The 24,491-nt window shown below is 63.0% G+C and carries 30 protein-coding genes, 1 tRNA gene and 1 pseudogene; 13 read left to right on the forward strand and 19 right to left on the reverse strand.

Features of this window, described 5'->3' with window-relative positions; translation table 11 throughout:
- Positions 1 to 3 precede the first annotated feature (3 nt).
- Genes cbiB through ROSMUC_RS02265 form a run of 3 tightly spaced genes read right to left on the reverse strand, consistent with a single transcriptional unit; the run spans position 4 to position 2,230 of the window.
- Positions 4 to 885 carry an adenosylcobinamide-phosphate synthase CbiB gene (gene cbiB / locus ROSMUC_RS02255; RefSeq protein WP_037269074.1) on the reverse strand — a complete coding sequence of 294 codons (882 nt, stop codon included), beginning with the start codon at positions 883 to 885 and terminating at the stop codon, positions 4 to 6.
- 14 nt (positions 886 to 899) lie between these two features.
- Complete coding sequence (gene cobD / locus ROSMUC_RS02260; RefSeq protein WP_037269077.1) at positions 900 to 1,844, reverse strand: threonine-phosphate decarboxylase CobD; 945 nt, start codon at positions 1,842 to 1,844, stop codon at positions 900 to 902.
- A gap of 5 nt (positions 1,845 to 1,849) precedes the next feature.
- Positions 1,850 to 2,230 (reverse strand): DUF1636 family protein, encoded by a 381-nt coding sequence (locus ROSMUC_RS02265; protein ID WP_037269079.1) that lies wholly within the window; start codon positions 2,228 to 2,230, stop codon positions 1,850 to 1,852.
- Between the two features lie 233 nt (positions 2,231 to 2,463).
- Here ROSMUC_RS02265 and gpmI point away from each other — a divergent pair, with 233 nt between their 5' ends.
- Genes gpmI through ROSMUC_RS02280 form a run of 3 tightly spaced genes read left to right on the forward strand, consistent with a single transcriptional unit; the run spans position 2,464 to position 6,458 of the window.
- On the forward strand, positions 2,464 to 3,978 hold the full coding sequence (gpmI, locus tag ROSMUC_RS02270) for a 2,3-bisphosphoglycerate-independent phosphoglycerate mutase (protein WP_037269082.1): 1,515 nt from the start codon (positions 2,464 to 2,466) through the stop codon (positions 3,976 to 3,978).
- Positions 3,975 to 5,114 carry a murein hydrolase activator EnvC family protein gene (locus ROSMUC_RS02275; RefSeq protein ID WP_037269084.1) on the forward strand — a complete coding sequence of 380 codons (1,140 nt, stop codon included), beginning with the start codon at positions 3,975 to 3,977 and terminating at the stop codon, positions 5,112 to 5,114. The genes gpmI and ROSMUC_RS02275 overlap by 4 nt, the downstream gene beginning before the upstream one ends.
- A 3-nt stretch (positions 5,115 to 5,117) precedes the next feature.
- Positions 5,118 to 6,458 (forward strand): S41 family peptidase, encoded by a 1,341-nt coding sequence (locus ROSMUC_RS02280; protein WP_037269087.1) that lies wholly within the window; start codon positions 5,118 to 5,120, stop codon positions 6,456 to 6,458.
- Positions 6,459 to 6,603: 145 nt separating this feature from the next.
- Here the strand turns inward: ROSMUC_RS02280 and ROSMUC_RS02285 are convergent, their stop codons facing one another.
- The 5 genes from ROSMUC_RS02285 to ROSMUC_RS02305 all read right to left on the reverse strand — a co-directional run bounded on the left by ROSMUC_RS02285 (position 6,604) and on the right by ROSMUC_RS02305 (position 10,708).
- A complete protein-coding gene (locus ROSMUC_RS02285) occupies positions 6,604 to 7,218 on the reverse strand; it encodes a hypothetical protein (protein ID WP_037269090.1) in 615 nt (204 codons plus the stop codon).
- A gap of 34 nt (positions 7,219 to 7,252) precedes the next feature.
- Complete coding sequence (locus ROSMUC_RS02290) at positions 7,253 to 7,387, reverse strand: aa3-type cytochrome c oxidase subunit IV (protein ID WP_075571698.1); 135 nt, start codon at positions 7,385 to 7,387, stop codon at positions 7,253 to 7,255.
- 90 nt (positions 7,388 to 7,477) lie between these two features.
- Positions 7,478 to 7,930, reverse strand: a complete 453-nt coding sequence (locus ROSMUC_RS20950; protein WP_037269094.1) for a hypothetical protein — start codon at positions 7,928 to 7,930, stop codon at positions 7,478 to 7,480.
- A 16-nt stretch (positions 7,931 to 7,946) separates the two neighbouring features.
- Entirely contained in the window at positions 7,947 to 8,990 is a 1,044-nt protein-coding gene (locus tag ROSMUC_RS02300) for an MBL fold metallo-hydrolase (protein WP_037269096.1), read from the reverse strand.
- Positions 8,990 to 10,708, reverse strand: coding sequence for an acyl-CoA dehydrogenase (locus tag ROSMUC_RS02305; RefSeq protein ID WP_037269100.1), 1,719 nt, complete (start codon positions 10,706 to 10,708; stop codon positions 8,990 to 8,992). The genes ROSMUC_RS02300 and ROSMUC_RS02305 overlap by 1 nt, the downstream gene beginning before the upstream one ends.
- 137 nt (positions 10,709 to 10,845) lie before the next feature.
- Between ROSMUC_RS02305 and ROSMUC_RS02310 the strand changes: the two genes are divergently transcribed.
- Positions 10,846 to 11,805 (forward strand): L-threonylcarbamoyladenylate synthase, encoded by a 960-nt coding sequence (locus ROSMUC_RS02310; protein WP_037269103.1) that lies wholly within the window; start codon positions 10,846 to 10,848, stop codon positions 11,803 to 11,805.
- A 6-nt stretch (positions 11,806 to 11,811) separates the two neighbouring features.
- On the opposite strand, the gene ROSMUC_RS02315 is transcribed toward ROSMUC_RS02310, so the two are convergent.
- On the reverse strand, positions 11,812 to 12,138 hold the full coding sequence (locus ROSMUC_RS02315; RefSeq protein WP_037269106.1) for a DUF1330 domain-containing protein: 327 nt from the start codon (positions 12,136 to 12,138) through the stop codon (positions 11,812 to 11,814).
- 208 nt (positions 12,139 to 12,346) lie between these two features.
- Between ROSMUC_RS02315 and ROSMUC_RS02320 the strand changes: the two genes are divergently transcribed.
- Positions 12,347 to 12,421: transfer RNA gene (locus ROSMUC_RS02320), tRNA-Gly, on the forward strand.
- Between the two features lie 89 nt (positions 12,422 to 12,510).
- Here ROSMUC_RS02320 and ROSMUC_RS02325 read toward each other — a convergent pair.
- Positions 12,511 to 13,053, reverse strand: coding sequence for a TetR/AcrR family transcriptional regulator (locus ROSMUC_RS02325; RefSeq protein WP_206018416.1), 543 nt, complete (start codon positions 13,051 to 13,053; stop codon positions 12,511 to 12,513).
- A gap of 180 nt (positions 13,054 to 13,233) precedes the next feature.
- Between ROSMUC_RS02325 and ROSMUC_RS02330 the strand changes: the two genes are divergently transcribed.
- The 4 genes and pseudogenes from ROSMUC_RS02330 to ROSMUC_RS02345 all read left to right on the forward strand — a co-directional run bounded on the left by ROSMUC_RS02330 (position 13,234) and on the right by ROSMUC_RS02345 (position 16,281).
- Positions 13,234 to 13,998, forward strand: a complete 765-nt coding sequence (locus ROSMUC_RS02330) for an SDR family NAD(P)-dependent oxidoreductase (RefSeq protein WP_037269846.1) — start codon at positions 13,234 to 13,236, stop codon at positions 13,996 to 13,998.
- A 102-nt stretch (positions 13,999 to 14,100) separates the two neighbouring features.
- A complete protein-coding gene (gene hisB / locus ROSMUC_RS02335; RefSeq protein WP_037269112.1) occupies positions 14,101 to 14,688 on the forward strand; it encodes an imidazoleglycerol-phosphate dehydratase HisB in 588 nt (195 codons plus the stop codon).
- Between the two features lie 3 nt (positions 14,689 to 14,691).
- Positions 14,692 to 15,331, forward strand: a pseudogene (gene hisH, locus ROSMUC_RS02340) (imidazole glycerol phosphate synthase subunit HisH).
- Complete coding sequence (locus tag ROSMUC_RS02345; RefSeq protein WP_037269115.1) at positions 15,331 to 16,281, forward strand: glutaminase; 951 nt, start codon at positions 15,331 to 15,333, stop codon at positions 16,279 to 16,281. Before hisH ends, ROSMUC_RS02345 begins: the two are co-directional and overlap by 1 nt.
- A 31-nt stretch (positions 16,282 to 16,312) precedes the next feature.
- On the opposite strand, the gene ROSMUC_RS02350 is transcribed toward ROSMUC_RS02345, so the two are convergent.
- Together ROSMUC_RS02350 and ROSMUC_RS02355 are read right to left on the reverse strand one after the other, a co-directional pair.
- Positions 16,313 to 16,747: a VOC family protein gene (locus ROSMUC_RS02350; RefSeq protein ID WP_037269117.1), complete on the reverse strand. Its 435-nt coding sequence runs from the start codon at positions 16,745 to 16,747 to the stop codon at positions 16,313 to 16,315.
- 68 nt (positions 16,748 to 16,815) lie between these two features.
- Positions 16,816 to 17,205 (reverse strand): DUF2147 domain-containing protein, encoded by a 390-nt coding sequence (locus ROSMUC_RS02355; protein WP_037269848.1) that lies wholly within the window; start codon positions 17,203 to 17,205, stop codon positions 16,816 to 16,818.
- A gap of 135 nt (positions 17,206 to 17,340) precedes the next feature.
- On the opposite strand from ROSMUC_RS02355, the gene hisA reads away from it, so the two are divergent.
- Positions 17,341 to 18,063, forward strand: a complete 723-nt coding sequence (gene hisA, locus ROSMUC_RS02360; RefSeq protein ID WP_037269120.1) for a 1-(5-phosphoribosyl)-5-[(5-phosphoribosylamino)methylideneamino]imidazole-4-carboxamide isomerase — start codon at positions 17,341 to 17,343, stop codon at positions 18,061 to 18,063.
- A gap of 15 nt (positions 18,064 to 18,078) precedes the next feature.
- Here the strand turns inward: hisA and ROSMUC_RS02365 are convergent, their stop codons facing one another.
- Positions 18,079 to 18,531 (reverse strand): DUF302 domain-containing protein, encoded by a 453-nt coding sequence (locus ROSMUC_RS02365; RefSeq protein WP_052115244.1) that lies wholly within the window; start codon positions 18,529 to 18,531, stop codon positions 18,079 to 18,081.
- A gap of 102 nt (positions 18,532 to 18,633) precedes the next feature.
- Between ROSMUC_RS02365 and hisF the strand changes: the two genes are divergently transcribed.
- Genes hisF through ROSMUC_RS02380 form a run of 3 tightly spaced genes read left to right on the forward strand, consistent with a single transcriptional unit; the run spans position 18,634 to position 20,003 of the window.
- Complete coding sequence (gene hisF / locus ROSMUC_RS02370; RefSeq protein ID WP_037269122.1) at positions 18,634 to 19,398, forward strand: imidazole glycerol phosphate synthase subunit HisF; 765 nt, start codon at positions 18,634 to 18,636, stop codon at positions 19,396 to 19,398.
- Positions 19,395 to 19,709 (forward strand): phosphoribosyl-ATP diphosphatase, encoded by a 315-nt coding sequence (locus ROSMUC_RS02375; RefSeq protein WP_037269124.1) that lies wholly within the window; start codon positions 19,395 to 19,397, stop codon positions 19,707 to 19,709. Before hisF ends, ROSMUC_RS02375 begins: the two co-directional genes overlap by 4 nt.
- A 3-nt stretch (positions 19,710 to 19,712) precedes the next feature.
- Complete coding sequence (locus ROSMUC_RS02380) at positions 19,713 to 20,003, forward strand: Dabb family protein (RefSeq protein ID WP_037269127.1); 291 nt, start codon at positions 19,713 to 19,715, stop codon at positions 20,001 to 20,003.
- A gap of 72 nt (positions 20,004 to 20,075) precedes the next feature.
- On the opposite strand, the gene ROSMUC_RS02385 is transcribed toward ROSMUC_RS02380, so the two are convergent.
- The 6 genes from ROSMUC_RS02385 to ROSMUC_RS02410 all read right to left on the reverse strand — a co-directional run bounded on the left by ROSMUC_RS02385 (position 20,076) and on the right by ROSMUC_RS02410 (position 24,372).
- A complete protein-coding gene (locus ROSMUC_RS02385; protein WP_037269130.1) occupies positions 20,076 to 21,647 on the reverse strand; it encodes a GMC family oxidoreductase in 1,572 nt (523 codons plus the stop codon).
- Between the two features lie 27 nt (positions 21,648 to 21,674).
- Positions 21,675 to 22,199: a twin-arginine translocation pathway signal gene (locus tag ROSMUC_RS02390; protein ID WP_037269133.1), complete on the reverse strand. Its 525-nt coding sequence runs from the start codon at positions 22,197 to 22,199 to the stop codon at positions 21,675 to 21,677.
- A gap of 56 nt (positions 22,200 to 22,255) precedes the next feature.
- Positions 22,256 to 22,651, reverse strand: coding sequence for a VOC family protein (locus tag ROSMUC_RS02395; protein WP_037269852.1), 396 nt, complete (start codon positions 22,649 to 22,651; stop codon positions 22,256 to 22,258).
- Positions 22,652 to 22,740: 89 nt separating this feature from the next.
- Positions 22,741 to 23,034 carry a ribbon-helix-helix domain-containing protein gene (locus ROSMUC_RS02400; protein ID WP_206018417.1) on the reverse strand — a complete coding sequence of 98 codons (294 nt, stop codon included), beginning with the start codon at positions 23,032 to 23,034 and terminating at the stop codon, positions 22,741 to 22,743.
- Between the two features lie 131 nt (positions 23,035 to 23,165).
- Positions 23,166 to 23,555: an MAPEG family protein gene (locus ROSMUC_RS02405; protein WP_037269136.1), complete on the reverse strand. Its 390-nt coding sequence runs from the start codon at positions 23,553 to 23,555 to the stop codon at positions 23,166 to 23,168.
- 16 nt (positions 23,556 to 23,571) lie between these two features.
- Positions 23,572 to 24,372, reverse strand: coding sequence for a phosphodiesterase (locus ROSMUC_RS02410; protein WP_037269854.1), 801 nt, complete (start codon positions 24,370 to 24,372; stop codon positions 23,572 to 23,574).
- Between the last annotated feature and the right edge of the window lie 119 nt (positions 24,373 to 24,491).

The raw sequence follows: 24,491 nt of genomic DNA on the forward strand, positions 1-24,491 counted from the left end.
CTGTCAGACCAGCAGCGTCAACACCGCCACCAAGGCCAAGGCAGCCCCCCATGTCCGCCAGAGCGCGCGGCAGGCGGCTTCGATCTCGGTCGCGCCGATGTCGCGGCGCCCGGTTGCATTGACATAGGGAAACTCTTGCCGCGTGCCGTGATAGGATCGTGGGCCGGACAGCGCCACGCCCAAGGCACGCGCCATCGCCGCCTCGGGCCAGCCGGCATTGGGCGAGCGGTGTTGCCGCGCCTCGCGTGCGACCGCGTCCCATTGCCACCAGAGCGCATGGGTGGCGAGAATGAGCCCAGCCGTCGCCCGTGCGGGGGCGAGATTGAGCAGGTCGTCGAATCGCGCGGCAGCCCAGCCAAAGGCCTCGTGGCGCGGTGTGCGATAGCCGATCATGCTGTCGGCGGTGTTGGTGATCTTGTAGAGCATGAGACCCGGCAGACCGCCGATGAGAAACCAGAAGGCGGGGGCGATCACCCCGTCGCTGAGGTTTTCGGCGGCTGATTCGATGGCCGCGCGCGCCACGTCCGAGGATTGCATTGCTGTCGTATCGCGCCCCACGATCTGTGCCACCGCGCGCCGTCCGTCGCCCAAGGATATCCGCAGATCGCGCGCCACCGCCGCCACGTGATCGACAAGCGAGCGCTGTGCCAAGAGGATTGCCGCAACGATAACCTCGACCACCGGACCCAGTTGCGAGAGGACCCAGCCCAGCCCAATGGCCAAAATCCCAAGGCCCGTCATCGTCGCGATGCCCCGTGCACGCCGTGCCGCGCCACGATTGAGCACCCGGTCGCACCAGCCCACGGCGCGCCCCATCAGAACCGCCGGATGCGGCAACCGATCCCAGAGCCAGCGCGGCTCGCCCAAGGCGGCATCGAGCAGCATTGCCAGGACGAGGGTCACAGCGCCGCCTCGAGGCGTGCCCAACCCTCTGGCCCCGGCAGGCCCAGCCGGATCAGATCATCCGCATAGGGGAACACTCGGATGAGAATCCGGCGTTCGGCCAGACGCGCCTGCCACGCCGCGGCGGATTTGACCCGGTAAAGCCGGAAGAGGGCACAGCCCCCCACCGCCTCGGCGCCCGCGCGCCACATCAGCGCGTCGAGCCGCGCTGCTTCTTCATTGAGGCGCACCCGCGTCTCGCGCGCCCAGTCGGGATCGTTAAGTGCCCTTGCCCCGATTTCCAGTGCCGGGCCAGAGATCGGCCATGGTCCAAGCATGTCGGCCAAGCGCTCCACCTCTGCGCGCGCACCTACGGCAAAGCCAAGCCGCAGCCCGGCCAGCCCCCAGAACTTGCCAAAGCTCTTGAGCACGATCAGGCCCGGCGTTAGCGCATGGGGCAGCAGTGAGCGGTCTGGGGCCACATCGCAAAAGCTTTCGTCTACGATGGTCAGGGAGGCGTCCAGGTCTTGCGCCCCGTAAAACTGTCCCGTGGGGTTGTTGGGATGCACGATGACCCGCGCGTCCACGTGCGTATCCGCAGTACGGGTGTCGATCACCTGCCAGCCATGAGCGCGAAAGCTGGCGGCGTGTTCATTGTAGGTGGGGCCGGGGATATGCACCGTTCCGGGTGCAAGCAGGCCCGGCAGCCGTGCAATAAGCGCCGAGGCCCCGGGGGCGGCCAGCACGGCGGCCCCATCTGGCACCTGCCAGAAGTGCCGCGCGGCGCGAATGAGCGCCTCTTGCGCGGCGCGGTCGGGCAGGGCGGTCCAAGCCTCGGGTGTGATTTCGCCCACCGGATAGGGCAGGGGGTTGATCCCCGTCGAGAGATCAATCCAATCGGTTCGCTCTCCGCCATGCGCAGCCCGCGCCGCGTCGATCCCGCCGCCATGGTCCCGGTGCATGCGCGTCACGCCTCGGTGTCAGAGGGCAAGGGGGGATGGCGGGTCACGAAATGCCCCTTTACCCCCTGCGGCCATTGTTTGTAGGGCACCTGTCCTGTCGCGCTCTCGGAATGGAGGGCGGCATAAGCGACAATGGCCTCGGCGGCGGCGGCGTCAGGTGTGAAATCGCCCAAGGTATAGGCCAGTTTGCCTGCGCCCTGAATGGCCACGTTGCAGCCCTTTCCACAACCCATGAGACAGGCCACCCGCCGTGTGCGGACCGTCGCACACCCCTCTGCGGCGCGTTCGACAAGTGCTGCGAGATTCTCGCCATGCGGGCGCGTGTGCGTGGCGGCGTCCCAATCCTCGCGCTTGCAGGTGTCGCAAATGGTGATCCAAGTCGTCATCTCGTGCCTTTCCTTGTCCGCAGGCCCGTTCAAGCGGAATTCCGCTCTCTTCGCAAGCGCCCTGACAGCTGCGTCGCGAAACACCGCGCGATAGCAGCGTCATAAAACGCGGGCCGGGCAGCGACCCTGCAGGGCGCGACAGGAAACCGCTGGATTGCGGCGCGACCTCAAAGCCGCTTCACCCTACGGTCCCGACAGGCTAGAAGGCGGCAACACGAAGGTCAGGAGAGAGCATGCCGAAACCCGTCGTCCTGTGCATCCTCGATGGTTGGGGGCTGAGCGACAGCCCCGATGCCAACGCGCCGCATCTGGCGCGAACACCTGTTTTCGACCGGCTGATGGCCAATTGCCCCCATGCCACACTGATCACCCATGGGCCCGATGTGGGCCTTCCGCGCGGCCAGATGGGCAATTCCGAGGTGGGGCATACCAATATCGGCGCGGGTCGCGTTGTGGCGATGGACCTGGGCCAGATCGACCTTGCCATAGAAGAAGGCTCTTTCTTTGAAAACAGCGCCTTGCAGAGCTTTGTAACCAAGATGAAGGCCAGTGGCGGGCGGGCGCATCTCTTGGGGTTGATGTCCGATGGCGGGGTGCATGGGCATCTCAATCACATCGCGGCGGCTGCGCGGGCGCTGACCGACGCTGGGGTGCCGGTGCTGCTGCATGCGCTGACCGACGGGCGCGACGTTGCCCCGAAATCGGCGCGGGTGCAGTTGGAGGCACTGCGTGAAATGATGCCGCCCGAGGTCCGTATCGCGACCGTCACGGGGCGCTATTTTGCCATGGACCGCGACAACCGCTGGTCGCGCGTAGAAGAGGCCTATGAGGCGATCGTCGCCGGGCGTGGCCTGCGTTGCCCCGATCCACGCATGGCGATCACCAATGCCTATGCCCGCTCCGAGACCGACGAATTCATAACCGCGACCGTGATCGGGGATTATGCCGGCGCGCAGGATGGCGACGGTCTCTTTTGTCTCAACTTTCGCGCCGACCGCGCCCGCGAAATCCTGCAGGCCATTGCCGATCCTGCGTTTGCGGCGTTTGAGCGGGGGTCTTGCCCAAAATGGGCGGCGCTGCTCGGGATGGTGGAATATTCCGAGGTCCATAATGCGTGGTTCGAAACGGTTTTCCCCTCGCGCGATATCGTCAACACCCTTGCCGAATGGGTGGCGCAGCATGGCTTGCGCCAGTTTCACTTGGCCGAGACTGAAAAATATCCGCATGTGACCTTTTTTCTCAACGGCGGCAAGGAACAGCCCGAGATAGGCGAAGATCGCTACATGGCTCCCTCGCCGAATGTGGCGACCTATGATCTCAAACCTGAAATGTCCGCCGAGGAGGTCACGACCCGGCTCGTCGCGGCGATCCGGGGGCGGTATGACCTGATCGTGGTCAATTACGCCAATCCCGACATGGTCGGCCATACCGGCGATCTCAAGGCGGCGATGGCCGCCTGTGAGGCGGTGGACCAAGGTCTTGGACGGGTCGTTTCGGCGCTGGAAGAAGTGGGCGGCACGATGATCGTCACGGCAGATCACGGCAATTGCGAGGTTATGGTCGATCCCGAAACAGGTGGGCCGCATACCGCCCACACGCTCAACCCAGTGCCGGTTATCCTGTTGGGTGGGCCAGAGGGGGCCGACTTGCGGGCGGGCGGGCGGCTGGCCGATCTGGCGCCGACGGTGCTACAACTGATGGGGCTGGAAAAACCGCTGGAAATGACTGGGGAGACCCTGCTGACATGAGGCTATTGCCCACCTGTTGCGCGCTTTTGTGGCTCTGCGGTGGAGTTGCGCCGGTTATGGCGCAAGATCCGGCGTCAGCAGCGCGCGCGGCGAGTGAACAGCTAAGCCTTGCGGCAGAGGCGTTGGCAGAGGCAGATGGCGCGCAGAACCGGGTCAAGGCGTTGACCCAAGTCATCGCCGGCTATGAGGATGGGCTAGAGGCGATGCGCGACGGGCTGCGCCGGGCGTCGCTGCGCGAACAGGCGCTTGGCGCGGAATTGCAGGCGCGCGAGGCCGAGATTGCACAATTGCTTGGCGTGCTCTCGACCATGGGCAATGCCCCTGTTCCGGTGCTCTTGATGCATCCGTCGGGGCCTGTCGGCACGGCGCGGGCCGGGATGATCCTATCCGAAGTGGCCCCGGCGCTGGACGCCCGAGCGCTTGAACTGCGCGACAAGGTGCAAGAGTTGAGTGTGCTGCGCGTGCTCCAGCAAAGTGCTGCGGACAAGTTGCAAGAGGGGTTGGAGGGTGTCCAAGAGGCGCGCACCGCGCTCAGCACCGCCATAGCCGAGCGCACCGACTTGCCGCGCCGCTTTACCGAGGATCCGGTCAGGACCGCGTTGCTCATCGCATCGACCGAGACGCTGGAGGGATTCGCCAGTGGACTGAGCGAGATTGCGGTGGATGAGGCACCGGGCAGCTTGCCCGACATTACGGCGCGCAAGGGGGCATTGCCGCTGCCTGCCGAGGGGGTTATCCTGCGCCGCGCGGGTGAGGCGGATGCCGCCGGGGTCGCGCGCCCCGGCATTCTACTGGCCACGCGTCCCCGGGCGCTTGTCACCGCGCCCAGCGCGGCCACAGTCCGCTATCGCGGGCCCTTGCTCGACTACGGAAATGTGATCATTCTGGAACCGCAAGCGGGGATTTTGCTGGTGTTTGCGGGTCTCGATGTTGTTTATGGTCAGGCAGGGCAGGTTCTGCCGGGTGGCAGTCCGGTGGGGCTGATGGGAGGAGCAGGGAGCGAAGGTGATCTGCTACTTGCCGCCGATGCGCAGGATACGGGTGCCAGACGCACACAGACGCTCTATATTGAGGTGCGGCAAGACAATTCTCCAGTGGACCCGCTCACGTGGTTCAAGACCGATAAGGATGGTTGAGATATGAAAAAATTCCTGATGGCCGCCTCTGCCGGCATTCTGACCGGCGCTGTGGTGACGACACAGGTGGCCGCCCCGCTATTGGCGCAGGAGGCCGAGACGACCAGCAACGTCTACGAACAGCTTGATCTCTTTGGAGATATTTTCGAGCGGATTCGGGCGCAATATGTTGAAGAAGTCGAAACCAAGGACCTGATCGAGGCGGCTATCAATGGTATGTTGACCTCGCTTGATCCCCATTCCAGCTATCTCTCGCCCGATGACGCCGAGAATATGCAGGTGCAGACGCGCGGTGAATTCGGCGGGCTCGGGATCGAGGTCACGCAAGAAGACGGCTTCGTCAAGGTGGTCTCGCCCATGGATGGCACCCCGGCGGATCAGGCGGGCATCGAGTCGGGTGATTTTATCACCCATGTGGACGGGGCGAGTGTTCTGGGCCTTACGCTTGATGAGGCCGTGGATCTGATGCGCGGGCCGGTGGGCAGCGAGATCATCATCACCGTGGTGCGCGAGGGCTCGCCGGAGCCGTTTGACGTGTCGATCATTCGCGATACGATCAAGCTGACGGCGGTGCGGGCCCGAGCGGAGCAAGATGCGGTCGTGCTGCGCGTGACCACGTTCAATGATCAGACCTATGCAAATCTTGAAAGCGGTCTGGCGGAAAAGATCGAGGAATTGGGTGGCGAGGACAAGATGAGCGGGATCGTGCTTGACCTGCGCAACAATCCCGGTGGCCTTCTGACGCAGGCGATCAAGGTTTCTGACGCGTTCCTCGACAAGGGCGAGATCGTGAGCACACGGGGCCGCAATCCGCAGGATGGCGAGCGCTTCAACGCCACGCCGGGCGATCTGGCGAATGGCAAGCCCATTGTTGTTTTGATCAACGGCGGGTCTGCCAGCGCGTCGGAAATCGTGGCGGGGGCATTGCAGGATCATCACCGGGCCATCGTGGTCGGCACCAAGAGCTTTGGCAAAGGGTCGGTGCAGACGGTCATGCCGCTCCGGGGCAATGGCGCGATGCGCCTGACCACCTCGCGGTATTACACGCCGTCGGGCCGGTCAATTCAGGCCCTTGGCGTCAGCCCTGATATTCTAGTCGAGCAGCCGCCGCGCGTGCCGCAGACCGAGGAGAACGAAGCCACCAAACGGCCAGATCGGTCCGAGGCGGATCTACGCGGACGTCTGAGCAACGACAGCCTGACCGAGGATGAGATCAAACAGATCGAAGAGGATCGGGCGCGGGCCGAACTGGCGGCAAAACTGCGGGAAGACGACTATCAACTGGCCTATGCCATAGACATCCTGCGTGGTTTGTCTGTGATGGCAGAGGGTCAGCCGGAATAAACCCGAGGCTCAATGCCACGTAATCACAACCTCGTCCGCCTTGTGCGGGCGGGGTTTTTGCTTTCAAGGGCGGGGCGGGTCTTTGTCAGGGGTCTTTTGCGGCTTGCACAAGCAATGTCCTGTGCAAGGCAAATCCCCGAGTTCGTCATTGCGCCTTGGCGCGCTGCGGATCCCATGCCGCGAGAACATTGGAATTGTCGTCGCTGTCATACTCGTAAAGCGTTTGCTCGGAAACGCCGGGAAGCTTGCCAAAAGCCTCAGCCGTCTTGCGCGGATACCAGGAGGTGCCGATCTGACCCGGAAACAGCTCTGACAGGATGCGTGAGGTTGCAAACGAGCATTGCGCCTGCGGCACAGGGCCATTGGCTTTGACCAGTTGCAGCGCGCGTTCCGCCAATTCCGGCGATACGTCGAGTTGCTGAATCTGCACGCGGTATGTCTGGCGCGCATGGTAGCGGGTATAGACATCCTCGACCTGAGGATTGATCCCAAAAAGCACATCATTGCGCTCGGGCAGGTGTCCAGCTTTGTTGAATGATCCGGCGGGGTCGAAAATCACCCGTTGTGACCCATTCACCATCAGCGAGGTATGCGCGCCCGAGCCATTGTTGTTGTTGATCATTGTATAAAGGGTCAAGCGCGGCGGCCCATCATGGCGATAGGCGGCGCGCGCCACCTCTTCGTCGGGTGCCCACACCGATTCCGCCGCGCATCCCGCCAGCGTAAGTGAGGCGGCAAGCGCCAAAACCAATGACCGCATTACATACCCTCAGCGCGGAATAGCGACCGCGTGTTCAGCCGTTAACCGCTGCGATAAAGAGCAACAGCGCAATGCAGCCGACGGCGACATATGTGACCGCCTTGATAAACCCGTCAAAGGTCTTTTGCTGAACGTCGATATTCATTTCACCATGCTTGTGCTCGGCCATGTCGCGTGTGTCCCTTGCTGACTTCCGTTCAAATTCCGGCGTTGGATAGCCCATTTGACAGGGGCTGTCACCACCCAAGCTGTCGCGGCTTCAGGCTTTGTTGAGGTCTTGTGCGAGGCGAAATCCGATTCGGTTGGGCTCGGCTGTCTCGACCTGTTTGGGCAGGGCGCGCAACATGACGCTGAGTTGTCCGACATGCTGGATCAGTTGCGTGCGCATGCCCATCTGGTCTTGTCCATAAAAGGTCAGAATGTCGGGCTCGAAATATCCCATGCCTTCGATGCGGATCACGCCACTGTCGCTGCCGGCAAAGCCCATCGCCACCTCATGCGCCTCGTCGAGTGTCTTTTCAAAGTTCTGGATATAGAGAATCAGCCGTTCATAGGCCCATTGTGCCGGACTCTTGGTCGTGCCTGCGTCGTTGGAGAGGGATTGCGCGGCTGTTTCGATGCAGGGCTGGTTGGGATCGGAATGTACCTCATGGGCGCGCGGCATGGCGTCGGCCTCTGCGGCTTCGGCGGTGGTGTGGATGGTCGGGTCCATGGGCCTGCCCCCCTTGTCAGCGATCCTTGATCTGCCAGAGCCATGCCTCGTCGGCACGCCGCCAGCGTGTCACCTCGCCAGCGTGCAACAAGTGGTTGAGATGCGCAATGGCCTCGACCAGCGCCAACCCGTAAGTGCCCCGGTCGATCTGACGCTTGAAGAGCAGGGGGAAACACTCGGCTGCGGTACGCGGTGTCGCAAGGAACGTGCGCAGTCGGTCGAGTGCGCCGTGATGATTGTCGCGCAACTGCTGCATGCGAAAGGGCAGGCCGGTGAACGGCAGCTTGTGCCCCGGCAAGACGAGATGCGTGTCGCTGGCATGGGCCGCTAAACGGTCGCAGGCGGCCAGCCAGTCGGCCAGCGGATCGGCCTCTGGTTCGGTCGGGTAGACGCCGATATTGGGGCTGATGCCGGGCAGTATCTGATCGCCGGCGATCACCAGGTTTGCATCGCGTGACCAGAGCGTGACATGTTCGGGCGCGTGCCCGCCGCCCATGCGCACATCCCAGTCGTAGCCGCCCGCGCGGATCACGTCGCCTTCCTGGATGCGGGTATAGCCCACCGGGATGGGGACGCAGATATCAGAGAAATTATAGGGGCGCTCGGATTTGCGGGCCTCGTAAATCTCCGGGTCCATCCCACCCGCCCGCGAAAAGGCGAGAGCCTGTGGTGTCGGGCTGTCTTCGACATCGAGGATCAGCATTCGCGCCATGAGCCAACTTGTGCGCGAGGCCCAAAGCTCCGCACCAAAGCGCGCCATCAGCCAACCCGCCATGCCGATATGGTCGGGGTGATGATGGGTCAGGATCACGCGGCGGACCGGGCGGCCTTGCAATGGGCCTGACAAGATATCCTCCCATAGCGCAACGCTGCGCTTGGAATGGATGCCGGTGTCGACGATGGTCCAGCTATCCCCCTCATCCAATGCGTAGATATTGACGTGATCGAGCACCATGGGCAGCGGCAGGCGCAGCCAGAGCACGCCGGGGGCCACCTCGGTCGCGGCACCGGTTTCGGGCGGCGTGTCCCAGGGCGTGGCTATGATCGGGCCGCCATCCATCAGGCCGCGAAATCCTCGGGCGTGAGGGCATAGAGATCGGTTGCCCCTTGGGTGGCATGGGCCAAGAGGCCCGCGTGTTCCGGCAAGAGGCGCGTGATGTAGAAGCGCGCAAGCCGCGTGCGCGGCCCGTTCCCGCCTTCGGCCAAGGCCGCCTTGAGGTGGAAATGCCCCCCCAAGACCCGCGCAAAGCCGCGCAGAAACGGCGCAGCCCCGGCGAACCGTTGGTTGAGGTCTTTTTGCCCCAGCATCCACTCGACCGCTTCGCGCAGGCTCTCGGTGGCCTGCCAGACCGGTTCGGCCAATGCGGGCAGGCTGGCGCGGGCGGCTTCGGCCTGCGCCTCGATCTCGTCGAGCAGGGCATAGGCCGCCTCGCCGCCATCCATCAATTTCCGCGCCGCAAGGTCCATGGCCTGAATGCCGTTGGTGCCCTCGTAGATCGCAGTGACGCGCACGTCGCGGGAATATTGCGCGGCGCCCGTTTCCTCGATGAACCCCATGCCGCCATGCACCTGCACGCCCATTTCCGCCACCGCGATCCCGGTATCGGTGCCAAAAGCCTTGGCAATCGGGGTTAGGAAGGCCGCGCGCGCGGCCCAATTGGCATTGCCGGTCGCGGTCTGCATGTCGATCGCCTGCGCACAGGCCAGCGCGATGGCGCGGGCGGCAAAGATGTCGGCCTTCATCGTGGCCAGCATCCGGCGCACATCGGCATGGTCGATGATGCTGCCTGATCCGCCATCAACCGGGGTGCGGCCCTGTTTGCGATCCAGCGCATAGGCCAGCGCGTGCTGGTAGGCGCCTTCGGCCACGCCGATACCCTGACCGCCCACACCAAGCCGAGCGTTGTTCATCATGGTGAACATGGCGCGCATGCCATCATGGGGCTTGCCCACCAACCAGCCGGTCGCACCATCGTATTGCATGACCGCTGTGGGGCTGCCGTGCAGGCCCATCTTGTGCTCGAGGCTCACGACCTTGAGGCTGTTGCGCTTGCCGGGGTTGCCGTTCTCATCGGGGATGAACTTGGGCACGAGAAAGAGGCTGATCCCCTTGGTGCCCGGCACGCCATCGGGCAGGCGGGCGAGAACGAGGTGGCAGACATTCTCGGTAAAGTCGTTATCGCCCCAAGAAATATAGATTTTCTGCCCGGTTACGGCATAGGTGCCGTCGCCATTTGGTTCGGCCTTGGTACGCAGCGCGCCAACGTCGGACCCGGCTTGCGGCTCGGTCAGGTTCATGGTGCCCGCCCATGCGCCGCTGACAAGTTTGGGCAGGTAGATCGCCTTGAGGTCGTCCGAGGCATGATGCTCCAGCGCCTCGATCTGGCCTTGGGTCATCAGTGGATTGAGTTGCAGCGAGAGGCAGGCCGAGGACATCATTTCGTTGACGGCGGTCGTCACCGTCATCGGAAGCCCCATGCCGCCGTGATCGGGATGTGCGCTGATCGACACCCAGCCACCGTCGGCAATCGCGCGATAGCCCTCGGCATAGCCGGGGGAGGTGCGCACGACCCCATTCTCCAGCTTGGCGGGACTCAGATCGCCATTGCGTTGCAGCGGATAGAGAACCTCTTCGCACAGGCGCGCGGCCTCAGCGAGAATCGCTGCTGTCATGTCGGGTGTGGCCTCGGCAAATCGGTCAGTGTCGACCACTTGGGACAGGCCGACAACTTGATCGAACAGAAAGCGATACTCATCAACAGGAGCGCGATAGGGCATGTTCCGTTTTCCTTTTCATCTCGTCGGCGTCGCTTGGCATCCGCAAGGAAGGCCTGTAGTGATCCGGGTTTGACAGTCAGACTAGCCGAAGGCACAGCGGCGGCAACCAAAACGCCGCGTCAGGTCAGGGGACGTATATGGCAAATGCAACCGAATTATTGCAAGCGGACGCCGCCGGTTATGCAGCGGCCTCTTCGATTTGGTCTGCCGGTGGTCTGGTCGCGTTTCCAACCGAGACCGTCTATGGTCTGGGGGCCGATGCCCGCAACGATCGAGCGGTGGCGCGGATATTCGAAGCCAAAGGGCGGCCCCGCTTCAATCCGCTGATCGTGCATGTCGCAAGTGTGGAGGCGGCCCGGCGCTATGTCGACTGGTCGGATGAGGCAGAAATCCTGGCCTCTGCTTTTTGGCCCGGTCCTCTGACCCTTGTGCTGCCGCTGCGCGCAGATTCCGGTCTCTCGCCTCTTGTGACGGCGGAGTTGCCGACGCTGGCCATCCGCGTGCCTGCGCATCCCGTGGCGCAGGGCCTTTTGACCGAGTTTGGCGGCCCGGTGGCGGCCCCCTCGGCCAATCCCTCGGGGCGGATCAGTCCGACCACGGCGGCGCATGTTCTGGCGGGGCTGTCCGGGCGGATCGAGGCGGTGATCGAGGGCGGTGCCTGTGCGGTGGGGGTGGAATCCACCATCGTGGGGCTGGCGGATCAGGCCAGCGTCTTGCGGCCCGGCGGTGTGCCGATTGAGGCGCTCGAGGCTGCATTGGGCAGGGCGCTGACGAAGCACACGGCGGGGGATCCGCTGGTGGCCCCCGGCCAGATGCAATCGCATTACGCGCCCGGTGCGCCGGTGCGCCTTAATGCCCAAGAGCGGCGGGCTGGAGAGCTGCTCTTGGGATTCGGGACGGTGGACGCGGACCTGAACCTGTCGCCCTCCGGCGATCTGGTCGAGGCGGCGGCCAATCTCTTTGGTCATCTGCACGCGCTTGATTCGCGGGGGTCACCGATCGCGGTATCGCCCATTCCCGAAATTGGGCTTGGTCGCGCCATCAATGACCGTTTACGCCGCGCGGCGGCTCCGCGCGACGACAGATTGCCGGGGTAACAGCCCTTAGCCCTTGGGCAGATAGGGAATCGAGCCTGCGGCATCGGTGTCGTCGATCACCCAGAAATGCCCTTCGCTGCCTGCCTGACGCGCCTGTGCCAGCGGCGCATAGTCGGGATCATTGGCAAAGGCGCGGGCGGCATCGGCCGAGGGAAACTCGATCAGGGCAATCAGGGTGGTGTCGGGCGCTGTGCCTTCCAGTGTCGCGATATTGGCGCTGCGCGAAAGATAGCGCCCGCCGTGTTTGGCGGCGATGTCATGTGTCCGGGCCGCGTAACCGGGGACCCAGGCATCGTCGGTGATCTTGACCTGTGCGATAAGATAGGCTGGCATGCGTTTCCTCCTGATGTGACTGGCCACCATCCCCATGGCCCAACGCCCCCAGAGCCTAGCACGACCTGCGCCGGGGCCGAGCAATTTGAGGCTCCTACTTAGGTCGCAACCGCGCCGCGCTGCCGTTGCGCAAAAATTTTCCGGGCACTGCGAATTTTCCTCTTGCAGCCGCCCGCCAGAGTTTATAGATCACGCCTCACCCAAGGATGCGGGCGTAGCTCAGGGGTAGAGCATAACCTTGCCAAGGTTAGGGTCGGGCGTTCGAATCGCCTCGCCCGCTCCAATTTTCTTCGGATGGGTTTCCGAAGCAAAACACAAAACGCGGGCATTAGCCCGCGTTTTGTGTTTTCGGCGTGGTCGCTTGAAAACGGGTCAATCTGGCGCGGGTAGGTCAATTTCGTCGAATACCGAGATGTCGCCCATGCTGCGTGCGAGAACGAGTGCCCCCTCAGACGTTGCCAGCGTGCTAAGTGCCAGCTTGCGTCGGCGCGTTTGTCCGACACGCGTTCCCCACTCTGTGCGTGCCAAGGCGGCCTCTGTCCACGCGACTGAACGCTCAAAGAACACACGCACTTCTGCTGCCACTTCGCCGGGCAGATCAGCCACTTCCGCCCCGAGCATGCCACATAGGCACATCAGATTCTCCTCAACCAGAGACCGTCGCGAAAGGTCATGCAGGCGCTTCTGCACCCCGACTGCGTCCATCGGAGCCTCATCCACCGGGCCGAGCGACGACAGAAAATCGTCGCTGTAGCGCCGTGCCACGGCGGCGCCAAGCGCACCTTTGGTGGGGAAATGATAGTGCACACTCGCGCTCTTTACTCCGACCGCATCGGCGATTTCACGAAAGCTGAAGCCGTTATAGCCCCTGCTTCGGATCATTTTCTCTGCTGCTTTGAGGATGGTTTCTTTCATGTCTTGTGCTGTCATGGCGGTCCCTCTCTCTATCGAGGGATAGACGGCAAGCCACCGGCGATCAAGTCAACCTCTCTTGGTGCGTTCGTCTTGCCTACCTTTCGATAGATAGTCGTTGACGTTCGAGTGTATGCTCGATAATCCTCACATCTATCTACTGATAGATAAATGGAGAATGACATGACATATCCCCCCCTTGCTCTTGTTGTCGGCGGTTCGTCCGGCATGGGGTATGCAACCGCCGAGCGGCTGCTTCAGCGTGGCGTCCACGTCGGCCTGATGGCACGTGCCGGTGAAAAGCTTGACGCTGCCACAGACCGGCTGCGCGAGCTTGGCACAGTCCACAGCTTTGCCGTGGACCTCACTCACCCAACCTCTTTGCAGCATGCGCTGGACGCCATTGCAGAGCGCGACCGCCATATTTCGATGTTGGTAAATGCTGCGGGCACATTTAGCCCCAAGCCGTTTCTCGATCATCAAGAGGCCGATTTCGACCATTATCACAGGCTCAACAGCGCCACGTTCCGCATTACCCAAGCGGTTGCCCGCAACATGGTCGCCCATGGCGGTGGGGCCATTGTCAATATCGGCTCGATGTGGGCCCATCAGGCGGTCAAGGCCACGCCGTCTTCGGCCTATTCCATGGCCAAAGCGGGGCTTCATGCCCTCACGCAACATCTGGCCATGGAGCTGGGTGAACACGGCATCCGTGTCAACGCCGTGGCCCCTGCTGTGGTTGAGACACCAATCTACGGTGCATTCATAGAGCCGGAGCAGATCAGTACGACGCTGCATGATGGGTTCGACGCCTTCCACCCAATCGGACGCATCGGCACGCCCCACGATGTCGCCGCGACCATCGACTTTTTACTGTCTGATCAGGCGGCTTGGGTCACTGGAGCCATCTGGGACGTCGATGGCGGGGTCATGTCTGGCCGCAATTAACAGGCAACAGTCGCATCGCGGTGCGCGCCCCTTTGCCGCTTGGGCCTTGGCGCGCGGCCTTGCGCGGACTATACACCGCCGAGAAACCCGAGCGGAGGCCCCATGCGCAGCGCCACAATCACCCGTAAGACCGCCGAAACCGACATTAGTGTGACCGTCAATCTTGATGGCACTGGTCGGTATGACAATCAGACCGGGGTCGGGTTCTTTGATCACATGCTGGATCAACTCGCGCGGCATTCGCTGATCGACATGACCGTGCGCTGCGCGGGCGATCTGCATATCGACGATCACCACACGGTCGAGGATGTGGGAATCGCATTGGGGCAGGCGCTGACACAGGCGCTTGGCGACAAGCGCGGCATACGCCGCTATGGCGCGTGCCTCTTGCCCATGGATGATGCGCTGGTGCGTGCCGCGCTTGACCTTTCGGGGCGGCCCTATCTGGTGTGGAACATGGACCTGCCCACGCAGAAAATCGGCACGTTCGACACCGAATTGGTGCGGGAGTTCTTTCAGGCGCTCAGCACCCATGGCGGAATTACATGCCATGTCGACGCGCTGCACGGGATCAACAGCCACCACATGGCCGAAGCGGCGTTCAAGGCGGTGGCGCGCGCCCTGCGCGAAGCGGTCGAGACCGACCCGCGCAAGGCGGATGCGATTCCCTCGACCAAGGGCAGTCTTTGACCCATGACCACCGTCATTGTTGATTACGAGAGCGGCAATCTGCACTCGGCGCAAAAGGCGTTCGAGCGCATGGCGCAAGAGACCGGGGCAGGGGCGGTGATCGTGACCTCGGACCCCGAGACCATCCGCGCGGCCGCGCGGATCGTGCTGCCGGGGGATGGGGCCTTTCCGGCCTGTCGTCGCGCGCTTTATGACCATCGCGGCGTGTTCGAGGCCATCGAAGAGGCGGTGATCACCCTTGCGCGCCCCTTCATGGGGATTTGCATCGGGATGCAGATGCTGGCCACGCGCGGGCTGGAATATGAGGAAACCGCCGGGCTTCGACTGGATCGGTGGCACGGTCGGGCCGATCACCCCCTCGGACCCGTCGCTCAAGGTGCCGCATATGGGCTGGAATGATCTGGTGATCGACCATGCCCATCCGGTGCTGGATGGGATCAGCACGGGCGATCACGCCTATTTCGTCCATTCCTATCAGTTCCGGGTGGATGATCCCGCGCATCTTCTGGCGCATGTCGACTATGCCGGGGCGATCACCGCAGTCGTCGGGCGCGACACGATGGTGGGCACCCAGTTTCACCCCGAGAAAAGCCAAAAGACCGGCCTGCGCATGATCGCGAATTTCCTGCGCTGGAACCCCTGATGGCGGAGACGCTGCCCCCGCTCCAGCCGGTGCTGGACGAGATCACGGAGATTGCCCGCGCCTCGGAGGACCGGGGCAAGGTGGCGGATTACATCCCCGAACTGGCAGACGTGGACCTGAACCAGTTTGGTATCGCCATTGCGCGCCCCGGCCTGCCAACGGTGATGGCGGGCGATGCACAGGTGCCGTTTTCGATTCAATCCGTGTCCAAGGTCTTCATGCTGGCCCTGGCGCTTGGCAAATTGGGCGACCGGCTCTGGTCGCGGGTGGGGCGCGAGCCCTCGGGTCATTCGTTTGATTCGATGCTGCTGCTGGAGTTGGAGAAAGGCTATCCGCGCAATCCGTTCATCAATGCGGGCGCGATTGTGACCACCGATGCGGTGCTGCAAGGCTCCAGCCCGCGCGAAACCCTTGGCGCGCTCTTACGGTTCATCCGGGCGGCGGCGGGGGATGAGGCGATCCATATCAACGACCGTGTGGCGCGGTCCGAAATCGCGACAGGCCACCGGAATTTCGCCCTCGCGCATTACCTCTTGTCGCATGGTAACCTCAAGAACCCGCCGGACCTGACCCTTGGCACCTATTTCCACCAATGCGCGGTCGAGATGACCTGTGCGCAACTGGCCAATGCAGGGTTGTTTCTGGTGGGGGCACCGGGCGTGCCGCGTCTTGTGTCACGGGCACGGATTCGCCGCATCAATGCGCTGATGATGACCTGCGGGCATTATGACGGGTCGGGCGATTATGCCTTTCGCGTGGGGCTGCCGGGCAAGAGCGGGGTGGGGGGCGGCATTCTGTCCATCGTGCCGGGCGTGGCCGCGATCGCGGTCTGGTCTCCTGGGCTCAACCACTTTGGCAATTCCAAGCTGGGCACCGAGGCGATGGAGCGCTTGACCACGCGTATCGGCTGGTCGGTTTTCGGGCCCGACACTCGGCAGACCGACAGATAGGGGCCAATCTCAAAAGTCAGTCACTTAACGCCTATCTCTCCCACAATCTCGGCTCTGCCATTTCAATGGAGTTCCCCGCCGGATCGCGAAAGTAGATGGATCGCGCCCCATTCGGCCAGTGAAAATCGGCCTCGATTTCGACACCCGCCGCCTCAAGCCGCGCGCGCCAGTCATCGAGCGCCAGCCCCTCAACCGCAAAGCAGAAGTGACCCTGCCCATGGGCGCCATGCGACGGGACGGGCAGTTCGGGATTGTTTGGTGGTTTACACGTTTCTTCGGGGTTGAATATCAACAAGATACCTGCACCCACTCGGTAAAAAACATGGCGGTTTCCGACCCGCACGATCGGATCAAGCCCGAGGATACCGCCATAAAACCGCTCAGCCGAGTCAATATCCGGCACGTAGAGGGCCGCCTCAAGAAGTTCGGCTGGCGGTGCGGCGAAGGGAAGGTCTTGATCCGTCATGGCACCACCATACTGCAGATGCCCCTCAGACCAAACCGTCCCCTCGCAAATGTCATGCTACTCGGCGCTTACTTGACCTTTTGCCAGGTGCCGCCGTCGCGGCAGATGCCAAACACGCAGCCGCTGACCTTGAGCGTATTACCTGAGAGTTGCAGCTTGGAGTTATAGGTCTTGTCGCGGTCGGGCGAATAGACCTTACCCTTGTATTCACCACCGCCCGTGGGGGCGGTTTCGGAAATGATTTTGCGGCCGATATTCTTGCTCTGCATTTCCTTGCCGTTCTCATCGAAGGATTTGACCAGCGTGCCGCAAAGTTTCGCGCCGCAGGGCGCCACTTCGATCAGGCCGGAATGGCCATTGTCATCCTTTGCGGTGCGCCATGTGCCCAGGAGCGGCTCTGCCATCGCCATCCCGGCCCCCATTGTGAACACCGCCGTCATCATCAACAGTTTACGCATGTCTGATCCTCCCTGACATTCGTGAAAATCCTGTGCCACGGAGGTGCTACAAATCAAGTCTGACGTGGGGTCGCGTTGCATTTCGCGCGCGTGCATGCCAAAGCGCGCGGGACATCTACATGAAAGGCCGTCGCGATGATCCTTTATCCTGCCATTGACCTCAAGGACGGCAAGGCCGTGCGTCTTTTGCGCGGCGATATGGACCGCGCGACGGTGTTCAACGAGGACCCGGCGGCCCAAGCGATGGAGTTTGTGGCGGCGGGCTGTGAATGGCTGCATCTGGTGGATCTGAACGGGGCCTTTGCCGGGGCGCCGGTCAACGCGGCCCCGGTCGAGGCGATTTTGGCAGCGTGCCGGGTGCCCGCGCAATTGGGCGGGGGTATTCGGGATATGGCCACCATCGAAGGGTGGCTGGCCAAGGGGCTGGCGCGGGTGATTCTCGGCACGGTGGCGGTGGAAAATCCGGCGCTCGTGCGCGAGGCGGCGCGCGCCTTTCCGGGGCAGGTGGCGGTTGGCATCGACGCGCGGGGTGGCCGCGTGGCGACCAAGGGCTGGGCCACCGAGACCGATGTGGAAGCGACCGACCTCGCGAAATCCTTTGAGGATGCCGGGGTGGCGGCGATCATCTATACAGATATCAACCGGGATGGGGCCATGCAGGGCCCGAATATCGAGGCGACTGCGGCGCTTGCCCGTGCGGTCAGTATTCCTGTGATCGCCTCGGGCGGGGTATCGTCGCTGGAGGATCTCATTGCGCTGCGCGATTGTGGCGTGGCGCTCGATGGGGCGATCTCGGGGCGCGCACTCTATGACGGGGCGCTCGATCTTGGGGCGGCCTTGGCCGCGCTCAGGGGCTGAGCGCGGCCAGAGCGCTTATTGTCCAGCGGCCACGCCCGTCAGCTTGCCAAGCGCGCCGGTCATCCTCTTGATGTAGTCGGCGTCGTCATTGATGCCGGTGTCGTCGAACATATCCTCAGGGTCCTGATAGGCGAGCCATGTCGCGCCCGCGCCATCCTGATAGACCAGCACTTTCATCGGCAGGAACAACCCCGCCAGTGGGTCATCCTGCATCGCGGCCGTGCCCATCTTGGGGTTGCCGAAGATCAGCACTTGAGAGGGATCGAGCGCCAGATCCACGCTGGCCGCGCCCGCAGCGTGATCCACGCGCGCAAAGACAGTGGCCCCAGCCCCGGTTACGGCTGCTTCGAGCCGGTCCATGGTCGTGGCCACATCGGAGGTGGATTTGACCTTGATGATATCGTCGTCACTGGCGAGGGCGGGCAGGGCGGTCAGGGTCATCGCGGCTGCGACAAGAAAACGCTTCATGGTAAACTCCTTCATTTGCAACGCTAATATGGGTCTTATCCTCTGGCATGTTAACCGATTTGCCCATAAACAACGGCGTGAAATTCCTGTAACAGCGACACTATGCTCAAGACCCGTATCATCCCCTGTCTCGATGTCGCCGATGGCCGTGTGGTCAAGGGCGTGAATTTTGTCGATCTGCGCGACGCGGGCGATCCGGTGGATGCCGCGCGGGCCTATGATGCGGCGGGGGCGGATGAGCTGTGTTTCCTCGACATTCACGCCACGCATGAGAATCGGGGCACGATGTTCGACGTGGTGCGCCGCACCGCCGAGGCCTGTTACATCCCGCTGACCGTGGGCGGTGGCGTACGCAGCGCGCAGGATGTGCGCGCGCTGCTGCTCGCCGGAGCGGACAAGGTCAGCTTCAATTCCGCCGCTGTTGCCGATCCCGATGTGGTGGCACGTGCCGCCGATCAGTTTGGCAGCCAGTGCATCGTTGTAGCCATCGACGCCAAGACGGTAAGCCCCGGCAAGTGGGAGATTTTTACCCATGGCGGGCGCAAGCCTACGGGCATCGACGCGGTGGATTTCGCGCGGCTGGTGGCCCAGAAGGGGGCGGGGGAAATCCTGCTGACTTCGATGGATCGCGACGGCACGCGGGCGGGGTTCAACCTGCCGCTGACGCGGGCCATTGCCGATGCGGTGGATATTCCGGTCATTGCCTCGGGCGGTGTGGGCACGCTCGACCATCTGGTCGAAGGGGTCATCGAAGGGCATGCCTCGGCTGTGCTTGCCGCCTCGATCTTTCACTTCGGCACCTACACGATCGCCGAGGCCAAGGCGCATATGGCCGCGGCAGGCATCCCGATGAGGTTGGCCGCATGACGCTTGACGATTTGGCCCGTATCATCGCCGCGCGCGCAGGCACCGACCCTGAGAGTAGCTGGACGGCAAAATTGCTGGCCAAAGGGCCGGAGAAGTGCGCCGAGAAATTCGGGGAAGAGGCCATCGAGGCGATCATCGAGGCGGTCAAGGGCGACCGGGCGCGCCTGACCTCGGAGGCGGCGGACGTGCTCTTTCACCTGTTGGTAATGCTGCAATCCCGCGATGTCGCCCTATCTGACGTCATGGCCGAACTTGCCCGCCGTCAGGGCACCTCTGGCCTGACAGAAAAAGCCTCCCGCTCGAAAGACTGAGACATGATCCGCCATATTGTATTCTTTTCCGCCGCCAACCCGGACGATATCGAGCGCATCCGCGACGGGCTGATGATGCTGTCGCGGATACCCCATTCCTCGCATTTCGAGGTGGGGCGCAATCTCCAGAGCGATGCCATTGCCGGGGCGCAGGTCGATCTGGTGGTCTATGCGGAATTCACGGATGAGGCTGCACTTGCCGCCTACAAGGCCGATCCGATCTATGCCGAGTGCATAGCCCTTGTCCGGCCGCTGCGCGAATTGCGCATCGCGGCGGATTTCAAATCCGAATAACGGCCCTTTGGCCCATGTCCCCCGGCACCTCGGGGAGAGTTTGAGGCGCCGGGGGAGGGACGGGGCAACCGATCAGAGGTTGCCGCGTGAGAGTTCACCCGCAATGTGATCGGCCTGACGGATGGCCAGGGCCACGATGGTCAGCGTCGGATTTTCCGCCGCCCCGGTGGTGAACTGCGAGCCATCCGAGACAAAGAGGTTGGGAATGTCATGGGTCTGGCCCCATTTGTTCACGACCCCGTCGCGCGGGTTTTCGGACATGCGGTTGGTTCCGAGATTGTGGGTTGAGGGGTAGGGCGGTGTCGGGAAGGTGCGGGTGGCCCCGACCGCCTCGTAGACCGCCGTGCCCCGGCTGTAGGCATGGTTGCGCATCGCGATGTCATTGGGGTGATCCGAGAAATGCACATTGGCGACCGGAAGGCCCCACTGATCCTTGACGTCATGGTTGAGGGTGACGCGGTTGGTCTCTTGCGGCATGTCTTCGCCCACGATCCACATGCCGGCCATGTTTTCGTAAGCGTCGAGCGCGGTGGTGAATTCGCGGCCCCAGGAACCGGGATCGAGGAACGCCGCCATGAAGGGCAGGCCGAGCGAGAGCGTTTCCAGCTCGTAGCCGCCGACAAAGCCGCGCGAGGGGTCGTGCCGTGCTTCGTCCTGAATGATGCCCGCCATGGTCGTGCCGCGCCACATCTTTACCGGCTTGTCGAACACGCCGTAAACCGAGCCGGTCATGTGGCGCATGTAGTTGCGCCCCACCTGACCCGAGGAATTGGCCAGACCGTCCGGGAACATCGACGATGCGGAATTGAGCAACAGGCGAGGCGATTCAAAGGAGTTGCCCGCAACGCAAACGGCGCGCGCCTTTTGCATCTGGAGATTGCCCGCCTCGTCGAAATACTCGACCCCCGTCACCTTGCCGCTGTCGTCATGCAGGATGCGCGCGACATGCGCCTTGGAGCGCACTTCGAGATTGCCCGTGGCCTCGCCGCGCGGGATGTCGGTATAGGCCGCGGACCATTTGGCGCCCCATTTGCAGCCCTGAAAGCAGAAACCGGTCTGCTGGCAGGCCATGCGCCCGTCATATTCCTCGGAGTTGATGGCCATGCGGCCGGTGTGGACCTCTTTATACCCAAGCGCCTTGGCACCGGCCTCGAACACCTTGTAATTGTTGTTGCCCGGCAGGCCCGCGAGATTGTTGGTGCGCGTCACGCCCAGCTTTTTCTCGGCCAGATCATACCAGGGGGCCATTTCCGCCCCGTCGATGGGCCAATCGAGCAGGTTTGCGCCCTGCACCGGGCCGTAGGTGGTTGCGGCCTTCCATTCGTGGTCCTGAAAGCGGATCGAAGCCCCGGCCCAATGGGTCGTGGTGCCGCCCACCGCCTTGACGATCCAGGCAGGCAGGCCGGAAAAATCGCGCGCCACGCGCCAGTCGCCCGATGTGGTGCGCGGGTCGAGCCAGGCCAGCTGGCCAAAGCTTTCCCATTCGTCGTTGATGTAATCCTCGGGCAGATAGCGCCCGCCGGCTTCGAGTGCCACGACGGAAATGCCGCGTTGTGCCAGTTCGTTGGACAGCACGCCGCCGCCCGCGCCGGTGCCGATGACAACGATCACCGTGTCGTCGTTATGATCAAAAGGTGCAGCCATAGTCTTTCCTCCCTAGATGGCTATGGCCTAAAGCCAGTTGATGTCGTCAAAGCCGCGGTTGATGTAACCGCCTTGGCTGAAGGACTCGCCCTCGTAGCCGAAGAGGGGCCAGACCGCCTTTTGGTTATAAAGGCCGGTCACCAGCCCGCCGCGTACCTGCTGAAAGAAGGGGCTGTCCTCGATGCCGCGCAGGATGTCGACGCGGTCACGCTCCCAGCCGATGCTCAGGTAATCGGCATGGCCCTTTCCCTGCGCCGCGGCGTTGAGGCCAGCGATCCCGGCCTCGACGGCTTCGGCGGCATCGGCGGTGTCATAGCCCTTGACCGCGATGGCGTAGTATTCATCGGCCAGATGGTCATGCGGATAGATGTCGCGCGCCATCTGGATCAGCGTGGCCATGGTCTCGGGCTTGAGTGCCTGCGTCTCAAGCGCCCAGGCGGCATCGGTGCTGGCGACAAAGCCGGCCCCCACGACGAAACTTGCGCCCGCCGCGATTGAGCGCGAGAGCAACTCGCGCCGGGTCAGCCCTTTGCGGGCATTGGTGTCAGTCATTGGTTCTCCTCCCATAGAATGAATGCGCGCACCCCCGTGAGGACGCGCGCCTGCTCTCATTTGAAACGCCCACCGCGTTCCAGAACTTCGATTTCATAGCCGTCAGGATCGGCGACAAAGAAAAACTTGCCCACGAGTTCGCCGTCGGGGGCGAATTCCACCATCTTGCGGGGATTGAGGCCCTCGGCCTCGAACCGCGCATGTTCCGCCGCGAGATCTTCGACCAGAACGGCCAGATGACCATAGCCATCGCCGCGATCATAGGGTTCGGTCCGACCCTTGTTGATGGTCAGTTCCACCTCGAACGGGCTTTCGTCATTCGACATGTAGACAAGGGTGAATTTCTCGAAATCGAGCCGGTCCGCCACGCGCAGCCCAAAGGCGCGAGAATAGAAATCGACCGACCGCGCCTCGTCGAGAACGCGAATCATGCTGTGAATGGCTTTGGCCATCATGCCCTCCGAAACCTGTATTTGGTTCGGAAAAGTTACCAAAGCGGGGCGGGGGCGGGTAGTAAGGGGATACTACGCCTTGATTTGTCTCACTCCGCCGCCATCTGCCGCGCGTCCGCCTCGAGCGGGTTTTCGCGGTGGACAAGGCAGGTGCAGCGCAGGAGCGAGGTGAAATTGGCGGGCTCGCCGTGCAGTTCCAGCACCTCGGCATGAAGTTTCGACACGAAACCGGGGGTCGTCAGCCCTTCGCTCTCGGCGATTTCGTCGAGGATACCCCAAAAGGATTTTTCGAGACGGATGCTTGTGCTCTGGCCATTGAGGCGCATGCGGCGGGTTACAAGCGCGTAACGGTCGGGGTCTTGCCCGGCAAAGATTCGACACATGATCAGGTCCTCCCTCATCCGGGCCACGGCGGGGGCGCGCGGCGCGGATCTCAGTACGTTTTAGGATGATGGACGATTTTTGCCAGCAGGGGAAGCCTTCTGCACCGTGCCCGCCTGCGCGGGGCGGTCTGTCAGAACAGCGCGTGGCCGATATTGGCGAGCGCGGTGAGAATCAGCATGGCAAAGGTCAGCACCATTCCGGCGCTGCGCATCGGCATGATTTCCGGCACCCGGCCAAATCCGGCGGCATGCAGCACCCGCCCTGCCAGAAGCATCAGGCCCAGCACATGCACCACCCATCCCGGCGCGCCCTGAAGTTCGGCCATACCCAGCAAGATCAGGCCAAGCGGCGCGTATTCGGCGCAATTGGCCTGCACCCGGATGCGGCGGATCAGGAGATCCTTGCCGCCGTCACCGATGGAGACATTGGTCTTGAAGCGCGCGGCAATGACCAGCACGCTCAGGAGGACGAAGAGAAGGCCGATGAGGCCCGCGTAAAGAGGGGCGATAGCAAGGGACATGCGATGTGCTTTCTGCTCAGGAATAGGTGGCCGAACGGGTCGGCGGCAGGGTAAAATCCTCGGTATGGACAACCACCCCTGTATCGGTCAGCAGCAAGAGGCCATAGGCGCCGGGTTCGTCGATAGAGAGGCTGGTATCCTCTGCGTCGAGCGCCATGGGCATCTGGTGGCAGGGGCTCTTGAGGATGGCTGTGGGGATGCCCCCCGCCGATCCCTGAACCGTGCGGTGCACATGGCCCGATACGATCTGCACGACATTTCCCGCCGCCCTGAGGCGTGCGATGAACTCAGCGCGATTGCGAAGCCCGATGGCATCCATCCCGGCAAAGCCCGTGTCGATGGGCGGGTGATGGGTAAAGACGATGACCGGCCCCGTACCGGCCCCGGTCAAACGCTGCTCCAACCAGTCAAGTCGCGCGGGGCAGAGGTAGCCTGAATGCAGGTCCGGGGCGGTTTCGTCCAGCGTGTCGAGACAGATCAGCCGATGCGCCCCGATGTCGGCGTGGTGCTGAATATGCCCCGTTTCCATCCGTGCGGCCTCGGGAAAGGTGTCGAGAAAGGGCGCGCGGCGGTCGTGATTGCCAAGCATGAGGCTGACGGGCAGGGGGCAGTCGGCCAGGGCCCCGCGCAGACGGGCGTATTCCTCTGGCTTGGCTCGATGTGTCAGGTCGCCGCAGAGCACGATGCGCGCGGCATCGGGGTGGCGCGCAAGCGCGTGGCTCAGCCCCTGGGTAAAGCGGGCATAGGGATCAAGGCCGATGATGGTCTGGCCCTGGGCCACGATGTGAATGTCGGTGAAGACAAGAATTTTCTGCATGGCGCGGCCTGTCATTGGGCTATGCCGCGCAGCATGGCGCAAGTGAGGCGGTTGGGAAAGCGTATTCCGGGAATGGAAGTCGCCCCCCTTGGGTCAGGTCCCAAGGGGGGCGGGGGGTG

Origin of the sequence: Roseovarius mucosus DSM 17069 (genome assembly GCF_000768555.3) — a bacterium.
GTDB classification, from domain to species: Bacteria; Pseudomonadota; Alphaproteobacteria; order Rhodobacterales; family Rhodobacteraceae; genus Roseovarius; species Roseovarius mucosus.

Excerpts from the sequence above, each read along its gene's own strand:
- cbiB (WP_037269074.1), bottom strand. The coding sequence starts at position 885 with ATGCTGCTCGATGCCGCCTTGGGCGAGCCGCGCTGGCTCTGGGATCGG.
- cobD (WP_037269077.1), bottom strand. The coding sequence starts at position 1,844 with ATGCACCGGGACCATGGCGGCGGGATCGACGCGGCGCGGGCTGCGCAT.
- ROSMUC_RS02265 (WP_037269079.1), bottom strand. The coding sequence starts at position 2,230 with ATGACGACTTGGATCACCATTTGCGACACCTGCAAGCGCGAGGATTGG.
- gpmI (WP_037269082.1), top strand. The coding sequence starts at position 2,464 with ATGCCGAAACCCGTCGTCCTGTGCATCCTCGATGGTTGGGGGCTGAGC.
- ROSMUC_RS02275 (WP_037269084.1), top strand. The coding sequence starts at position 3,975 with ATGAGGCTATTGCCCACCTGTTGCGCGCTTTTGTGGCTCTGCGGTGGA.
- ROSMUC_RS02280 (WP_037269087.1), top strand. The coding sequence starts at position 5,118 with ATGAAAAAATTCCTGATGGCCGCCTCTGCCGGCATTCTGACCGGCGCT.
- ROSMUC_RS02285 (WP_037269090.1), bottom strand. The coding sequence starts at position 7,218 with ATGCGGTCATTGGTTTTGGCGCTTGCCGCCTCACTTACGCTGGCGGGA.
- ROSMUC_RS02290 (WP_075571698.1), bottom strand. The coding sequence starts at position 7,387 with ATGGCCGAGCACAAGCATGGTGAAATGAATATCGACGTTCAGCAAAAG.
- ROSMUC_RS20950 (WP_037269094.1), bottom strand. The coding sequence starts at position 7,930 with ATGGACCCGACCATCCACACCACCGCCGAAGCCGCAGAGGCCGACGCC.
- ROSMUC_RS02300 (WP_037269096.1), bottom strand. The coding sequence starts at position 8,990 with ATGGATGGCGGCCCGATCATAGCCACGCCCTGGGACACGCCGCCCGAA.
- ROSMUC_RS02305 (WP_037269100.1), bottom strand. The coding sequence starts at position 10,708 with ATGCCCTATCGCGCTCCTGTTGATGAGTATCGCTTTCTGTTCGATCAA.
- ROSMUC_RS02310 (WP_037269103.1), top strand. The coding sequence starts at position 10,846 with ATGGCAAATGCAACCGAATTATTGCAAGCGGACGCCGCCGGTTATGCA.
- ROSMUC_RS02315 (WP_037269106.1), bottom strand. The coding sequence starts at position 12,138 with ATGCCAGCCTATCTTATCGCACAGGTCAAGATCACCGACGATGCCTGG.
- ROSMUC_RS02325 (WP_206018416.1), bottom strand. The coding sequence starts at position 13,053 with ATGAAAGAAACCATCCTCAAAGCAGCAGAGAAAATGATCCGAAGCAGG.
- ROSMUC_RS02330 (WP_037269846.1), top strand. The coding sequence starts at position 13,234 with ATGACATATCCCCCCCTTGCTCTTGTTGTCGGCGGTTCGTCCGGCATG.
- hisB (WP_037269112.1), top strand. The coding sequence starts at position 14,101 with ATGCGCAGCGCCACAATCACCCGTAAGACCGCCGAAACCGACATTAGT.
- ROSMUC_RS02345 (WP_037269115.1), top strand. The coding sequence starts at position 15,331 with ATGGCGGAGACGCTGCCCCCGCTCCAGCCGGTGCTGGACGAGATCACG.
- ROSMUC_RS02350 (WP_037269117.1), bottom strand. The coding sequence starts at position 16,747 with ATGACGGATCAAGACCTTCCCTTCGCCGCACCGCCAGCCGAACTTCTT.
- ROSMUC_RS02355 (WP_037269848.1), bottom strand. The coding sequence starts at position 17,205 with ATGCGTAAACTGTTGATGATGACGGCGGTGTTCACAATGGGGGCCGGG.
- hisA (WP_037269120.1), top strand. The coding sequence starts at position 17,341 with ATGATCCTTTATCCTGCCATTGACCTCAAGGACGGCAAGGCCGTGCGT.
- ROSMUC_RS02365 (WP_052115244.1), bottom strand. The coding sequence starts at position 18,531 with ATGAAGCGTTTTCTTGTCGCAGCCGCGATGACCCTGACCGCCCTGCCC.
- hisF (WP_037269122.1), top strand. The coding sequence starts at position 18,634 with ATGCTCAAGACCCGTATCATCCCCTGTCTCGATGTCGCCGATGGCCGT.
- ROSMUC_RS02375 (WP_037269124.1), top strand. The coding sequence starts at position 19,395 with ATGACGCTTGACGATTTGGCCCGTATCATCGCCGCGCGCGCAGGCACC.
- ROSMUC_RS02380 (WP_037269127.1), top strand. The coding sequence starts at position 19,713 with ATGATCCGCCATATTGTATTCTTTTCCGCCGCCAACCCGGACGATATC.
- ROSMUC_RS02385 (WP_037269130.1), bottom strand. The coding sequence starts at position 21,647 with ATGGCTGCACCTTTTGATCATAACGACGACACGGTGATCGTTGTCATC.
- ROSMUC_RS02390 (WP_037269133.1), bottom strand. The coding sequence starts at position 22,199 with ATGACTGACACCAATGCCCGCAAAGGGCTGACCCGGCGCGAGTTGCTC.
- ROSMUC_RS02395 (WP_037269852.1), bottom strand. The coding sequence starts at position 22,651 with ATGGCCAAAGCCATTCACAGCATGATTCGCGTTCTCGACGAGGCGCGG.
- ROSMUC_RS02400 (WP_206018417.1), bottom strand. The coding sequence starts at position 23,034 with ATGTGTCGAATCTTTGCCGGGCAAGACCCCGACCGTTACGCGCTTGTA.
- ROSMUC_RS02405 (WP_037269136.1), bottom strand. The coding sequence starts at position 23,555 with ATGTCCCTTGCTATCGCCCCTCTTTACGCGGGCCTCATCGGCCTTCTC.
- ROSMUC_RS02410 (WP_037269854.1), bottom strand. The coding sequence starts at position 24,372 with ATGCAGAAAATTCTTGTCTTCACCGACATTCACATCGTGGCCCAGGGC.